Here is a 13,431-nt window from a genome sequence, read left to right as displayed (position 1 = left end):
CGAGTCGATGCCGTTCTCGACCGCGAGGATGCGGCCGGTGGCGCCGCCGGTGCGGAACAGGGCGGCTTCGGCTTCGCTGACGAACAGGCTGGCGGAGACCCTCGCCGCGATCCCCCGCTCGAAGGCCCCTAACAGCCGTGCCTCGCGGCGCATCATCCAGCGCATCGGGGCGCGCGAATCGTCCGCGAAGCCTGCGAACTTGGCGGAGTCCATGTCGACGAAATCCATGACCACGCGGGCCCCGCCATCGGGGAGGTACTGCGCCATCTGGCCCGAGAAGCAGTAGATGCCGTCGACGCGTGGCAGGATGCGGTCGACCGCGGCCTGCATGGCGGGAGAAGCGAACGCCGTCAGCGATACGGGCTTGCCGGTGGCCAGCGCCTCGAGTCCGGCGCGCATCTGCGACCTGCCGCGTGGCAGGATCGTGCAGCTCGCCAGCATGTCCGTGAAGGCCGCAGGCGGATCGAGGTCCGCCGGGTCGTCGGCAAACGCGACGAGATGGATGCGCATGCGTGCGCTGAGATAGCGGAGGACGTGGAAGCTGCGGATCTTGTCGCCGCGATCGGGCGGAAACGGCACGCGGTGCGCGAGGAACAGCAGATCGCTCACCCCAGACCCCGGGAGATCCACGGTCCGGCGAGATTGGCCGCCCAGAGCGGCATCTTCTTCCAGCTGCGCACCATCAGCGCATATCTGGGGTTGAGCGGATTGACCTCGCGCGCGGGCCCGTCGCTGCGCTTGGCATAAAGCCGCGGCACGGGCGTGAAGCCCCAATTCTTCTTGAACGCCGCCGCGCCGGTGCCGGTCTTCGACCGTCCAAAGTCGAACCGCGTGCAGCCGCGCGCGCGGGCATGCGCCATCAGCGCGAAATACATCCGGTCGTTGGCGCGCAGGCCGCGCGCCGCCTCGGTCCCGCCGCCCCAATAGGGATAGACCGTCCCGCGGTGATAGAGGCTGAGCACGCTCGCGACCGCGCGGCCGCGGTGGCGGACGGTCAGTACGTCGGCGTCCATCGTCTCGACGACCGAGCGGAAGAGCCGCGCGGGAAAGACCGGCGTCCCCAGATTGCGCACCGATTCGGCATAGACGCGGTAATGCTCGGCGAGCATTGCGCGGTCGCGGCCGGTCGCGATGTCGAGGTCGAAGCCGAGCGCGCGCCGCACCTCGGCGCGCTGCTTGCGCGGGATGGCGAGCAGTTCGGCATCGTCATCCGCCGCCAGATCGCGTGCGAACCCCAGATAGCTGTCCGCGTCGCTGTCCCAACCCGCGGGCACCGCGCCACCGCGAAGCTCGACCGACGGGCAACCGCACCGCTGCGCGAGGTCCCAGGCCGCCGCCGCGAGCGGCTCGACCGCGACATCGCCGAGCACGCCGCCATCGACCGCGAACCCCGCCGAGACGAGCGCACGCCCGAACAGCGGCGATCGCATCTCGGTCAGCGGCAGCACGCCGGTGATCGTCCCGCCCCGCTCCGCGACCAGATAGCGTGCGCGCTGGCCGCAACCGCGCGCGACCGCGATGCTCCACGCGGGCAGATGGAACGGCGTCGCCGCCGCCGTCGCATCGACGAACGCCGCGATCCGCGTGCGCTCGTCCGCGTCGGCGAGATCCGCCTCGCGCACGGTGGCCGTCGTCACCGCAGCCGACCCGCCTCGACCGCGACCGCGGCATCGACGCGACCCCAGTCATGCCGCCCGAGCAGCCCGCGCAGCTTGCCCGCCATCGCGCCAAGCCGCGAATAATGCCGGATCTTCGAGCGCAACGGTGCCGCCGCGACACGCGGCTGGGCGGGGTCGATCTCCCAGGGGTGGAAATAGAACATCGCCGGGTGGTCGGCGGCGTTCACCTGGCGGACCGCGAAATCCATCAGCGCGGCGGGCAGCAGCCGGAAGAAGCCGCCGCCCGTGGCGACGCGGCGTTTGCCGAACTGCGCGACGGTGACGGGCACTTCGAGCAATGCGCTGTCGGGCAGCGGGCGGAAGGCGAAGCGCGGTGCGTCGCGCCAGCCATAATGGTCGTGCGCGAGCGGTGCGACGCTCGACGAATAGGCATAGCCCTGCTCCGCCAGCACGCCATGCGCCCAGGGCGTGCGCTGGTCGATCGAGAAGCTCGGCGCGCGGTAGCCCGTGACACGCTGTCCCGCCGCATCCTCGATCGCCGCACGCGCGCGCGCGAGGTCGGCGCGGAACAGGCCTGCATCCATCGTGAAGACGCGCTGGTGATCCCAGCCATGGCTCGCAATCTCGTGCCCGGCATCGACGATCCGGCGGATCAGTGCGGGATAGCGGTGCGCGACCCAGCCGAGCGTGAAGAAAGTCGCGTGCACGCCGCTTTCGGCGAACAGCGCGAGTACGGCGTCGGTGTTCGCCTCGACGCGCGGCTGGAGGCTGTCCCAATCCGCCTTGTCGATTACCGTCTCGAACGCGCCGACCTGGAACCAGTCCTCGACATCGACCGACATGCCGTTGCGGATCGGGCCGGCCGTTACCGCCGTCGTCACCGGATCACGCCGCGTCGTGCCAGTGCGACGCGCCGCGGATCGGCTTGTAATCGGGCCTGGGCTCGTCACCCTCGACCCATTCGACGAGCAAGGTCAGGACGCGGCGCAGTGCCTGGTCCTGCTGCTCGACGCGCGCCTCGAGCATCGCGAGCCGGTCGAGGACCGCGGGGTCGGTGGCGGGGTCCGGTGTCGCGCGGGGCTTTGCCTTGGATTCGGGGGCAGGCTCGGGCGTGGGCGTCGTCGCCAGCGTCGGCAGGTCCGCGGTCAGGTCGCTCTGCACGGCACGGACGACGGCGCCGTCGATGACGCGCAGATCCTCGATCGCGGCATAGAGCATGACGCGGCCCGCCAGCATGTTGAGGCGGCGGGGGATGCCGTCCGACCCATCGAACAGCGCGGCGACCGCGTCGTCGGTGAACGCCGGATTGCCCTCCCAGCCGACCACCGACAGGCGGTGCGCGATATAGTCGGCGACCTCATGCGGCTCCATCGGATCGAGATGGTGGATCGCGATCACCCGCTGGCGCAGTTGTTCGAGCCCGTCGGAGCCGTGGAGCCGGTCGCGGAATTCGGGCTGGCCGAGCAGCAGGATCTGCAGCAGCGCATGCCCGGCGGTCTGGAAGTTGGACAGCATCCGCAGTTCCTCGAGCGCGGACACGGGCAGCGCCTGCGCCTCGTCGACGATCAGCAGCGTGCGCTTGCCGGTCCGCGCGACGGCGTGCAGCCCGCGTTCGATCGCGGTCAGCAGCTGCGCCTTTTCGAGCCCCGCCGGGTCGACGCCGAGCGCGGTCGCGACGATCCGCAGCAGGTCGCTCGCCTCGATCGCGGTCGACACCAGCCGGATCGCGTTCAGGCTCTGATGGTCGATCGTGTCCATCAGATGCCCGACCAGCGTGGTCTTGCCCGCGCCGATATCGCCGGTCATGACGATGAAGCCCTCGCCCTGCGCCAGGCCATAGCCGAGATAGGCCATCGCCTTGCGATGCGTCCCCGATTCGAACCAGAATCTGGGGTCCGGGGTGAGCTGGAACGGGCGTCCCGTCAGTCCGTAATGTTCGTCGTACATCTGCCAAATATCCTAGAACTGATACCGTGCACCGAGCAGCGCCTGTGCGGACCAGTCGCTGTCGAAGTCGCCGACCTTGAAGCTGTATAACCCGAGCGACGCGGTCGTGCCGAGCCGTCCGAAATTACGGTAATAGGTGCCGGTCGCGCCATAGGACCAGACCCCGCCATCGCCCGCGGTAACGAAACCGCCGCCGAGCTGGCTGTCGAAATAGTTCACGAACGCGGTCGCGTTGATCCCCGATACCGAAGACAGCGACCGCGCGAAATAGAGCTGGCCGTAATAGCTCTCGTCCTCAAGGCCGGTGACGACGAGGCCGGGCGCGCCGCGCGGCGCGAACAGCCGGCGATTGGCATAGCCGATCCCGCCGCCAAACGTCGTCCGCCCGCGCGTCGCGACGAGCACCGCGTCGATCCCGCGCGCACGGTAGCTCGAGGTGGAGATCGACTGGAACACGTCGTCGAGGCACCCGCCCGGCGCCGCGCCGGTCGCGCCGAAGACGCAGCCGTTGAACTGCTGCGCAAAGCCCTGGTTGGGCGCTAGGAAGCTGGTCGGCAGGTTGGCGAGGCCGGTGCGCAGCTGGCGGCCGAAGGTCTGCACGCCGTCATAGACGTTGACCGCGACGCCGACGTCCTTCGACGCCTGGTAGGTCGCGGTGCCGGTAAAGCTGAGCGAGCCATAGCGTTCGCCGATCCGCGCCTCGACCGAGGTCCGCCGGTTCGGCCGCCAGATCACGCCCGCGTCGTAATAGAGCCCGTCGGTGCGATAGGCGATCCGGCGCGGCGATCCCGGCGCGGTCCGGAACCGGCCGTCGCGGTCGAGCACGGGGACGCCCGCGGCATCGACCAGCGCATCCTTCTGGCTCGTCTCGATCCGTTCATAGCCGAGGCCCGCGGTCAGCGCGACATAGGGCGACACCGGCAGCACCGCGTCGCCGCGGCCGAAATAGCCCTGGTAGCGCTGGCTCAGCTGGCCCGCGGTCTCGCGGTCGAACCCCGCGCTCGCGGTCAGCCCGACCGGCAGCAGCGTGCCCGGCCGGAAGCCGGCGCTGGCGGTCGCGGTATGGCCGATCGAATCGTCGTAATAATCGAGCCGCTGCCCGCCGGTCGCGGCGGTGCCGAAGGTCGGGGTCTCGACCTTGGTATAGCCCAGCCGGTAGTTGGCGTTGAGCGCGACGTCGCCCGCCTGCGCGGCGAAATTCGGGCCGCCATAGACGGCATAGACCTGCGCGATGTTCGACACGTTGCCGACCAGCACGCCGGGCGCCGCGCCGCGAATGTCCGAGCGCGACCGCGTGGCGATCCCGCCCGCTTCCAGCGAGATGTTGCGCGTCAGTTGCGCCTCGACCCGCGCGAGGCCCGAATGGATGTCGGTGTCGCCGATATCGTCGTCATAGGCGAAGCGGCGTTCGTAGCGATAGCTGACCTGCCCGTTGATCCGCGCGGTCGACACCGCGGCATCGACGCCGGCGGCGAGCGAGGTGTAGGTGAGCACGTCGCCGCCGCCGAGATCCGCGGTGAGGATCTGCGTCGCCTCGATATAGGGCCGGACGACGACGCGCCGTGCGCCCTGCCCGCTACCGGACGCGGAGTCCGACTGGGCGAGCGCGGGCCCTGCGACGAACAGCGCCGCTGCGCCGCCGAGGATCAGGCGGACGTCACTCACCGCGCGCCGCCTTGCTCGTAATAGCTGCCGAACCGCGCGCCGCCGGGGACGAACGACACCGCGTTGAGCACCAGCTGGATATGCTCGCAGCTGTCGAGCCGGTTGACCGCGGCGCGGACCTCGCTCTCGGGCGTATGGTCGGCGCGGACGACGAGCATGACCTGCCCGACCAGCATCGCGAGCACGCCCGCGGGCGACGCGGCGAGCGCGGGCGGCGAATCGAAGATCACGATGCGTCGCGGATCTGCCGCGAGCAGCCGCGCGAGCACCGCACGGGTCCGCGCGCTGGCGAGCAGTTCGGTGTCCATCGTGGTCCGGTCGCCCGCGGGCAGGATCGAGAGATGCGGCACGTCGGTGCGGATCACCAGCGTCTCGACGTCGATGCTCGTGTCCGCCAACGCATCGAGCAGGCCGGGGCCATCGTCGAGCCCGAGCTGCCGCAGCACGTCGGGCTTGGCGACATCGGCATCGACCAGCAGCACCTCGGTATCGCGTTCCGCGGCGATCGAGAGTGCGAGGTTGATCGCGCAGAAGGTCTTGCCGTCATTCGGGCGTGCCGAGCAGACGAGAATCGTGCGCGCCTTGTCGGGCACCGCGCTGGCCTCGATCCGCGCGCGGGTGATCAGCAGTTGCCGCTTGATGAGGCGGAACTCCTCCGCCAGCGGACCGACCGGCGCGCCGGGCACCATCATGCCGTTCGCCGCCAGCATCCCGCGATCGATCATCGCCGTGTCGCTGGCGACGAGCGGCAGATGAAATTCGTCGGGCAATTCCTGTCCGATCGGTGCGCGAAGCTCGACCGGGATCGCGAGGAAGGTCGCATCGTCGGAGTCCGGCGCGTCGGCTTCGAACGCGGCAACGGGCTCGGCGGCAGGCTCAGGCGCGCGTGCCGGTTCGACCGGCGGCACCGGCGGCCGGGCGCGCACGTGCTGGTTGAAGTCATAGACCGTGGCGGCGCGTTCGAGCAGCGACGGCGCGCGTGGCGGCTCGCCGCTGGCTTCGTGCGATTCGGGGATCTTGCTACGCATGGTCACGTCCTCAGGCCGCCAGGCCACGCTGCAGGATCTCGACGCCCAGCAGCAGCACATAGGCGGCGCCGAGTGCTGCCGTGCCGCCGAGGAACATCCGGAACTGCTTGGCGCGCAGCTCGGACTGGGTGCGCGTCACGACTTCGCCGATCGACCCGATCACCGGCATCCCCGCGACGCGTTCGAGCCGGGCGCTCGTCGCGAACGTGCCGCGGAGCTGGCCGAGCAGGAACGCGCCGCCGATCCCGGCACCGAGCCCGGCGATCAGCACGCCCGTCAGCAGCAGCATCCGGTTCGGTGCGCTCGGCTTTTGCGGCGTGGTCGGCGGGTCGATCACGCTGAACTTGACGCGATCGGTCTGCGACTGCGCCTGGCCGCGGAGCGCGATCTGTTCGCGCTGGGTCAACAGCTGGTCATACTGGTCCTTCAGCACCTGATAATCGCGGTCGATCGCGCCCTGTTCGGCGGCGACGGTCGGATCCTCGGAGAGCTTCGCGTTGAGCTGGTCGAGATCGCCCTGCAGCTGCGCGCGGCGGATCCTGAGCGACGCGACCGCCGCCTGCTTGTCCGCCATCATCGCCTGCAGCGAGACATAGAGCGGGTTAGGCGACGAGCCCGCGCCGCTGCCGCCCGACAGCGGTTCGCCGCGCGCCGCCGCGGTCGCCTGCGCGAGCTGCGCGCGCAATGCGACCACGTCGGGATGGCTTTCGGTATAGCCGCGCGCGCGGGCGTCGGCGAGCTGCCCCTGGATCGCCGCCAGCCGGGCGCGTGCGGGTCCGGCTGCACCGGCGACGCCGCCGCTGCCCGCGACCGTCCGCGCGACGCCGGCCATCTGCCCCTGCACCGCCGCCAGCCCCGATTGCGCCGCGGCGAGGTCACCATCGACCTGCGCCATCTGCGACCGCGCGGCACCGATCCGGTCGGCGACCGACCCGGTGCCGGGCAGCGCGCCGAGATAGCGGTTCTGGAAGTCGGCGCGCTTGGCCTCCGCGTCCTGGAGCTGCTTCTGCCGCTGCGCCAGTTGCTTGTCGAGAAAGCTGAGGCTCTGGCTGGTGCTCGTCCGGTCGCCTGCCAGATTGCCCTCGACGAAGATGTCGATCAGCTTCTGCGTGATCGTCCGCGCCAGCTTCGGACTCGCCGCGGTCGTCGCGATCTCGAACAGATTGTCCTGCGCCGACGTGACCTTGATCGACTGGGCGAGGCTGGCGACGCGGTCGGCGACGTCGCGGTCGCTGGCGACCGTGTTGGCAAGGTCAGTGCCGCGCACGACCTTCTCCAGATTGACCGCGGAGGTCAGCGTCTGGCGGATCGTGTCGATGTCGGTGCGGCTCGAGCCGGAGGGCTGGTCCATGCTCGCGGGCAGCAGGTTCTGCATCTGGACGAAGACGCGCGCGCGCGATTCATAGCGGCTCGGGATCTGCGACACGAACAGCCAGCCGAGGACGCACACGCCCCACGCGATCGCGAGCGCGAGCCACCGCCGCGTCCAGATCGCGTGCAGCGCGACCCGCGCCTCGTCATAGATGCCGTTCATACCGCCACGCCTCAGAACATCGATTCGGGGATGATGATGACGTCACCGGGCTCAAGCCTGACATTGGCGGACGAATCGCCCTTTTTCAACAGGTTCGAGATTTGCAGCGAGAACTCGCTCTGCTTGCCGCTCGCCCGGTCGTAGCGCACCAGCCGCGCCTTGTTGCCCGCCGCATACTGGCTGAGCCCGCCGACCGCGATCATCGCGTCGAGCAGCGTCATATTGGCACGATAGGGGATCGAGGCGGGCTTTTCAGTCGCGCCGACGATGCGGACCTGCTGGCTGTAGGTTCCGCTGAAATTTTCGACGATGACCGAGACGATCGGGTTTTTGACATATTCGCCGAGCGCCTTCTTCATGTCGTCGGCGAGCTGTGCGGGCGTCTTCCCCACCGCGGACATGTCGTTGACCAGCGGCGTCGTGATCCGGCCGTCGGGGCGGACCTGGACCTTCGACGACAGTTCGGGATTGCGCCAGACGAAGATGTTCAGCTGATCGAGCGGGCCGATCACATATTCCTCGCCCGGCAGTTCCTTGTTCGCGACATAGGCCGCGGGCGGCAGTTCGGGCGGACCGCCGGTGCTGCTGCAGGCGCCCAGCGACGACGCGGCGAGCCCCAGCGTGAACAGGGAACGGGAAACGGGTCCGGAACGCATGGGCACTGATCTCCTGGCGCCATCCCGGCAACGGGTGTCCGATGGCCGGTTAAACTCGCACGGGCTATGCAGGGAAACAGGTGAAGATAGCGTTTAGGAGCGCCCCGCAACCCCGCCCGCCGCCGCGCTCATGGCTGGGGTTGGACTGAAGTAACGATCTCGAGCGCGGGTGGATGCCCGAGAAATGCCGCCGGGCTCGCGCTGGCGCCGTATGCGCCCGCCATGAAGATCGCGATCAGGTCGCCGGGCACGACCGGCGGCAGCGCGACGCGGTCGCCGAGCCGGTCGAGCGGGGTGCACAGCGGCCCCACGACCGACACCGCGTCGGCCGCCGCCGCCTCCCCCATCAGCGCGGCGACTGCGATCGGATAGTTGCGCCGGACGACGGTGCCGAAATTGCCGCTCGCCGCGAGCTGATGGTTGAGCCCGCCATCGACCACCACGAAGACTTCGCCCTGGCTCTGCTTCACGTCGATCACGCGGGTCAGGTACACGCCGGCCTCGGCGACCAGCCACCGCCCGAGCTCGATCGCGAACCGGGTGTCGCGCAGCACCGCCGCGCGGGTCTCGAGTGCCGCGTGCAGCGCCGCGCCGACCCGTTCGACGTCGAGCGCGACGTCGTTGGCGAAATAGGGGACGCCGAACCCGCCGCCAAGATTGACCAGCGGCGGCGCGACGCCCGCCGCGTCGGCGAGCCGCGCGGCGAGGTCGAGCGTGGCCGCCTGCGTCTCGATGATCGCGCCCGCGTCGAGCGCCTGGCTGCCCGCATAGATGTGGAACCCGCGCCAGTCCGCGCCTGCCGCGACGATGGCGCGCACCAGCGCCGCCGCACGCTCCGCATCGACGCCGAAGGGCGAGGCGCGGCCGCCCATCCGCATCCCCGATCCGCGCAGTTCGATATCGGGGTTCACGCGCACCGCCATCCGCGGCGCGATGCCGAGCCGCGCGCCGATCGCGAAGCCGCGCGTGGCCTCGCCCTCCGATTCGACGTTCAACGTCGCGCCAGCGCGGATCGACGCGGCGAGTTCGTCGTCGCGCTTGCCGGGACCGGCGAAGCTGATTGCGTGTGCCGGCTTGACCGCCAGCGCCATGCCGAGCTCGCCTGCGGACGCGACGTCGAGCCCGTCGACCAGCGGTGCGACCGCCGCGAGCAAGTCCGAATGCGGGTTCGCCTTGATCGCATAATGGAGGTCGATCGCGGGCATCGCCGTGCGGAACCGCGCGATCCGCGCCGCGACGATGGCGCTGTCATAGACGAACAGCGGCGTGTCGCCGGCGTGGGCGACCCAGGCCTCCGCGGACCGCCCGCCGATCGTCAGCGCGCCCGACTGGTGCGCATATTCGGGCGGCAACGCCCCCATCGGCTTCATCATGCCTGTTCCTGTCCCTGTGCCGACGACCATGCCCGGACCTCGGCCGCGATCGCGGACCTGTCGAGCTTGGCATTGGCGTTGCGCGGCAGCGCGTCGCGCCACAGATAGCCGGCGGGCTGCATGAAGCTCGGCAGCGCGGTGCGCAACCGGGTCCTGAGCGCGGGCTCGTCCGCCGCGTCGCCCGCGAGCATCACGACGATCGCCTGCCCCAGCCGCCGATCGGCCACGCCGACCGCGACCGCCTCGCGGGCTTCGTTGCCGGCGAGTACCGCCTCCTCGACCTCGAGCGGGCTGATCCGGTTGCCCGCGCTCTTGATCATCTCGTCGTCGCGGCCGACGAAGCGGAGCAGCCCGTCCGCGCCCTCGACCACCGTATCGCCCGACCAGACCGCCATGCCGTTGCCGTCGGGCGCGGGGCGGAAGCGCTGCGCGGTCCGCTCGGCATCGCGCCAATAGCCCTGCGCGACCAGCGGGCCCGCATGGACCAGCTCGCCCGGTTCGCCCGGCGCGGCGCTGGTGCCGTCGGACCGGATCACCGACACCTGCGCGAACGGTATCGCACGCCCCATCGCGTCGGGATGCGCGTCGATCAGCGACGGGTCGAGATAGGTCGAGCGGAACGCCTCGGTCAGCCCGTACATCGCGTAGATATCCGCGCCGGCGAACCGCGCGCGCAGCCCTGTGACGAGCCGCGGGGTCAGCGCGCCGCCCGAATTGGTCAGCCGCCGCAGCCGCGCCGCGGTCTCCGCCGGCCAGTCCGCCTCGAGCAACTGCACCCAGAGCGGCGGGACACCCGCGAGCGTCGTCGCGCCGACCCGTTCGACCGCCTTCACGACGTCGCGCGCGACCATATAGTCGATCGGCGCGACCGCCGCGCCCGCCGCCCAGGTCGAGAAGAGCTGGTTCTGGCCATAATCGAACGACAGCGGGAGCACGCCCAGCACCCGGTCGTCGCGCGTGAGCTTCAGATAATGCGCGACCGACACCGCACCGAGCGACAGATTGGCATGGCTCAGCATCACCCCCTTGGGCCGCCCGGTCGATCCCGAGGTGTAGAGGATCGCGGCGAGCGTGGCCGGATCCGCATCGGACGGTCCCGGGCCGCCCTCGCCTTGCAGATCGGGCACTGCCTTGTCGACGATTGCGCAGTCCGCGGGCACGTCGCCCGGCTCGAGCGTCGCCGCGCGCGCGCCCTGCGTCACCAGCAGCGCAGCACCACTGTCGGCCAGGATATGCGCCACCTGCGCGCGCCGCAGCAGCGGGTTGACCGGCACATGGACCAGCCCCGCACGCGCCGCCGCGAGCGGCATCACGCAGGCGACCCGCGTCTTGGGCAGCCAGTTCGCGACGCGCGCACCCTTCGCCAACCCCTGCCCCGCCAGCCAACCCGCGAGCGCGGCGACCGCGGTTTCGAGGTCGCGGAACGTCATCGTCCCTGCGCGGTCAATCAGCGCGATGTCGTCGGGTGCGCCGCGCGAGGTCAGGTGATCGATCGGAAACGGGACGGGGTCGGGCGGGGTCATGGTTCCTCCATAGCGCCAAGCCGTTGCCGAATTCACCCCCACAGGCTAGCGGGGCCCGGTTCGCAACGGTTCAGGCGATGCTCGTGATCTTCGAAGGTACTTCCCAGGTTGAAACGACGGTCCGCGCCGTCCTTGCCGACATCCTTGGCCTCGGCGCCGAGCGAGTCGCGGCATTCACCGACGACACGCCGTTGTTCGGCGCGCTCCCCGAACTCGATTCGATGGCGGTGGCGAGCGTGCTGACCGAGCTCGAGGACCGGCTCGGCATCCTGATCGAGGATGACGAGATCGACGGCGAGATGCTCGAGACGTTCGGCGCGCTCGTCCAGTTTGCGGCGCGCAAGGCGCTGGTCTAGCCTCGGCCGGGATGACCGGCCCCCGCTTCGATCGCTATGACTGGGCCGGCGGGCGCGAGACGATGCTGCGCTTCGGCCCCGATGCCGGACCGGTGGTCGTCGCGGTGCTGCCGCTGTTCGAGGAGGCGAACCGCACGCGCGCATTCCTCGTCGCGATGCTGCGCGCGCTGGCCGGGCGCGGGATCGGCAGCATCTTGCCCGACCTGCCCGGTACCGGCGAGAGTGTGGTCGAGACGCGCGACCTGCGGTTGCCCGACCTGCGCCAGGCCTTTGCTGCGCTTGTCGGGACGCTCGACGCGCCGGTTTACGCGGTTACGATTCGGAGCGGTGCGCTCGTCGATTGCGACGCCAGTCTTGCCGGGCGGTGGCGGCTCGCACCGCAGTCGGGCGATGAGCTGTTGCGCGACCTGAACCGGATCCGCGCCGCTTCGACGATGCCCGACGCAGAGCGTTACGCGGGCAACAGCCTGTCCGAGGCGCTGCTCGCCGATCTGCGCGACGCCGTAAGTTACGCCGCATCGCGAACGGTTCGACTCGAGAGCGATCCGCGTCCGGCAGATGCGCGCTATGCCGGGGCGCCGCTGTGGCGGCGGTCGGAGCCGGACAGCGATGCAACGCTTTCCGACACGCTGGCCGCGGACATCGCCGGGTGGATCGCCACATGCGGCGGCTGATCGCGGTCCCCTGCGAGGGCGAGACGCTGGTCGCGACGCTCGACGACGCGGCGGGCGCGACCGGGGTGCTGATCGTGTCGGGCGGCAACGAGATTCGCAGCGGTGCGCACCGCGGCATGGCGATGCTCGCGCGGCGGCTGGCGGCGGGGGGTACGCCGGTGTTCCGCTACGACCGCCGCGGCCTCGGCGATTCGAGCGGCGAGAATCGCGGCTTTCTGTCGGCGCAGGCCGATCTGGTCGCCGCCGCCGCCGCGTTCCGCGCCGCCGCGCCGCACGTCACGCGGCTGGTGGGGTTCGGCAATTGCGACGCCGCGAGCGCGCTCGCGCTGTTCGGCGCGGCGGCGGGGATCGACCGGCTGCTGCTCGCCAACCCCTGGGTGATCGCGCCGACCGACGACCTCCCCCCCGCCGCCGCGATCCGCGCGCGCTATGCCGCGCGGCTGCGCGATCCGGCGGCGTGGTTCAGCCTGATCCGCGGCGGGATCGATCTGCGCAAGCTGGTCCGGGGTGTGGCGAGGCTGTCGCGTGCGTCGGGGGAGGTCGAGGGCGATCTTGCGAGCCGGGTCTGCGGCGCGATCGATGGCTGGGCGGCGCGGGTCGTCATCCTGCTCGCGACCGGCGATGCGACCGCGCAGGTGTTTGCGGCGCGTTACCGCGGCGCGGCGCGGATCGTGCGGCTTGCTACCGATTCGCACAGCTTTGCCGGTGCCGCCAATGCCGCCGCGTTGGAGGCGACGCTCAGGGCCGTGATCGACCGCACGGACGATGCGGACGCCGCCAGTTCCCCCCACTCGTCATCCTGACGAACGTCAGGACCCAGGGTTACGGGCGGTGCCGTTCCTGGCTCTGGATCCTGACTTTCGTCAGGATGACGGAGGGTGGGATGGGACGCTGGCACTCCCCCGTCCATTATAATGGCGAAAGGTGTGAGGGGAACTCCGGCATCTCTACTCTCGTCATCCTGACGAAAGTCAGGATCCAGGGTTACCAGCGATGCCGTTCCTGGCTTTGGATCCTGACTTTCGTCAGGATGACGGGGGGTGTGAGGGGCGTGAA

General features: G+C 70.3%; 12 protein-coding genes. 3 read left to right on the top strand and 9 right to left on the bottom strand.

Going from position 1 to position 13,431, the window contains the following annotated elements; all coding sequences use genetic code 11:
* Positions 1–605: 605 nt before the first annotated feature.
* The 9 genes from IFT54_RS06650 to IFT54_RS06610 form a co-directional block, all read right to left on the bottom strand.
* Positions 606–1,637 (bottom strand): FemAB family XrtA/PEP-CTERM system-associated protein, encoded by a 1,032-nt coding sequence (locus IFT54_RS06650; protein ID WP_192070016.1) that lies wholly within the window; start codon positions 1,635–1,637, stop codon positions 606–608.
* A complete protein-coding gene (locus IFT54_RS06645; protein ID WP_192070155.1) occupies positions 1,634–2,461 on the bottom strand; it encodes an XrtA system polysaccharide deacetylase in 828 nt (275 codons plus the stop codon). Before IFT54_RS06645 ends, IFT54_RS06650 begins: the two co-directional genes overlap by 4 nt.
* Positions 2,462–2,504: 43 nt before the next feature.
* On the bottom strand, positions 2,505–3,566 hold the full coding sequence (locus IFT54_RS06640) for an ExeA family protein (RefSeq protein ID WP_192070015.1): 1,062 nt from the start codon (positions 3,564–3,566) through the stop codon (positions 2,505–2,507).
* Between the two features lie 12 nt (positions 3,567–3,578).
* Positions 3,579–5,231, bottom strand: a complete 1,653-nt coding sequence (locus IFT54_RS06635; protein ID WP_192070014.1) for a hypothetical protein — start codon at positions 5,229–5,231, stop codon at positions 3,579–3,581.
* Positions 5,228–6,259, bottom strand: coding sequence for an AAA family ATPase (locus IFT54_RS06630; protein ID WP_192070013.1), 1,032 nt, complete (start codon positions 6,257–6,259; stop codon positions 5,228–5,230). The genes IFT54_RS06635 and IFT54_RS06630 overlap by 4 nt, the downstream gene beginning before the upstream one ends.
* Positions 6,260–6,269: 10 nt before the next feature.
* Positions 6,270–7,793 carry an XrtA system polysaccharide chain length determinant gene (locus IFT54_RS06625; protein ID WP_192070012.1) on the bottom strand — a complete coding sequence of 508 codons (1,524 nt, stop codon included), beginning with the start codon at positions 7,791–7,793 and terminating at the stop codon, positions 6,270–6,272.
* 11 nt (positions 7,794–7,804) lie between these two features.
* A complete protein-coding gene (locus tag IFT54_RS06620; RefSeq protein WP_192070011.1) occupies positions 7,805–8,449 on the bottom strand; it encodes an XrtA/PEP-CTERM system exopolysaccharide export protein in 645 nt (214 codons plus the stop codon).
* Positions 8,450–8,577: 128 nt separating this feature from the next.
* Positions 8,578–9,819 carry a pyridoxal-dependent decarboxylase, exosortase A system-associated gene (locus IFT54_RS06615; RefSeq protein ID WP_192070154.1) on the bottom strand — a complete coding sequence of 414 codons (1,242 nt, stop codon included), beginning with the start codon at positions 9,817–9,819 and terminating at the stop codon, positions 8,578–8,580.
* On the bottom strand, positions 9,819–11,345 hold the full coding sequence (locus IFT54_RS06610) for an acyl-CoA ligase (AMP-forming), exosortase A system-associated (RefSeq protein ID WP_192070010.1): 1,527 nt from the start codon (positions 11,343–11,345) through the stop codon (positions 9,819–9,821). The genes IFT54_RS06615 and IFT54_RS06610 overlap by 1 nt, the downstream gene beginning before the upstream one ends.
* A gap of 77 nt (positions 11,346–11,422) precedes the next feature.
* Here IFT54_RS06610 and IFT54_RS06605 point away from each other — a divergent pair, with 77 nt between their 5' ends.
* From IFT54_RS06605 to IFT54_RS06595, 3 genes are read left to right on the top strand one after another with little or no spacing between them, the layout of a single operon-like run.
* On the top strand, positions 11,423–11,701 hold the full coding sequence (locus IFT54_RS06605; protein WP_167396747.1) for an acyl carrier protein: 279 nt from the start codon (positions 11,423–11,425) through the stop codon (positions 11,699–11,701).
* Between the two features lie 11 nt (positions 11,702–11,712).
* Complete coding sequence (locus IFT54_RS06600; RefSeq protein ID WP_244648633.1) at positions 11,713–12,375, top strand: hypothetical protein; 663 nt, start codon at positions 11,713–11,715, stop codon at positions 12,373–12,375.
* Positions 12,363–13,178 (top strand): hydrolase 1, exosortase A system-associated, encoded by an 816-nt coding sequence (locus tag IFT54_RS06595; RefSeq protein WP_192070009.1) that lies wholly within the window; start codon positions 12,363–12,365, stop codon positions 13,176–13,178. Before IFT54_RS06600 ends, IFT54_RS06595 begins: the two co-directional genes overlap by 13 nt.
* The last annotated feature ends 253 nt before the right edge of the window (positions 13,179–13,431 follow it).

Origin of the sequence: Sphingomonas sp. CFBP 13714 (genome assembly GCF_014842205.1) — a bacterium.
In the GTDB taxonomy this organism is placed as follows: Bacteria; Pseudomonadota; Alphaproteobacteria; order Sphingomonadales; family Sphingomonadaceae; genus Sphingomonas; species Sphingomonas aerolata.
The sequence above is the reverse complement of the archived record's forward strand: the minus strand, read 5'-3'. Positions and strand labels throughout refer to the sequence as shown.

Excerpts from the sequence above, each read along its gene's own strand:
- IFT54_RS06645 (WP_192070155.1), bottom strand. The coding sequence starts at position 2,461 with ATGTCGGTCGATGTCGAGGACTGGTTCCAGGTCGGCGCGTTCGAGACG.
- IFT54_RS06640 (WP_192070015.1), bottom strand. The coding sequence starts at position 3,566 with ATGTACGACGAACATTACGGACTGACGGGACGCCCGTTCCAGCTCACC.
- IFT54_RS06630 (WP_192070013.1), bottom strand. The coding sequence starts at position 6,259 with ATGCGTAGCAAGATCCCCGAATCGCACGAAGCCAGCGGCGAGCCGCCA.
- IFT54_RS06625 (WP_192070012.1), bottom strand. The coding sequence starts at position 7,793 with ATGAACGGCATCTATGACGAGGCGCGGGTCGCGCTGCACGCGATCTGG.
- IFT54_RS06620 (WP_192070011.1), bottom strand. The coding sequence starts at position 8,449 with ATGCGTTCCGGACCCGTTTCCCGTTCCCTGTTCACGCTGGGGCTCGCC.
- IFT54_RS06615 (WP_192070154.1), bottom strand. The coding sequence starts at position 9,819 with ATGAAGCCGATGGGGGCGTTGCCGCCCGAATATGCGCACCAGTCGGGC.
- IFT54_RS06610 (WP_192070010.1), bottom strand. The coding sequence starts at position 11,345 with ATGACCCCGCCCGACCCCGTCCCGTTTCCGATCGATCACCTGACCTCG.
- IFT54_RS06605 (WP_167396747.1), top strand. The coding sequence starts at position 11,423 with ATGCTCGTGATCTTCGAAGGTACTTCCCAGGTTGAAACGACGGTCCGC.
- IFT54_RS06600 (WP_244648633.1), top strand. The coding sequence starts at position 11,713 with ATGACCGGCCCCCGCTTCGATCGCTATGACTGGGCCGGCGGGCGCGAG.
- IFT54_RS06595 (WP_192070009.1), top strand. The coding sequence starts at position 12,363 with ATGCGGCGGCTGATCGCGGTCCCCTGCGAGGGCGAGACGCTGGTCGCG.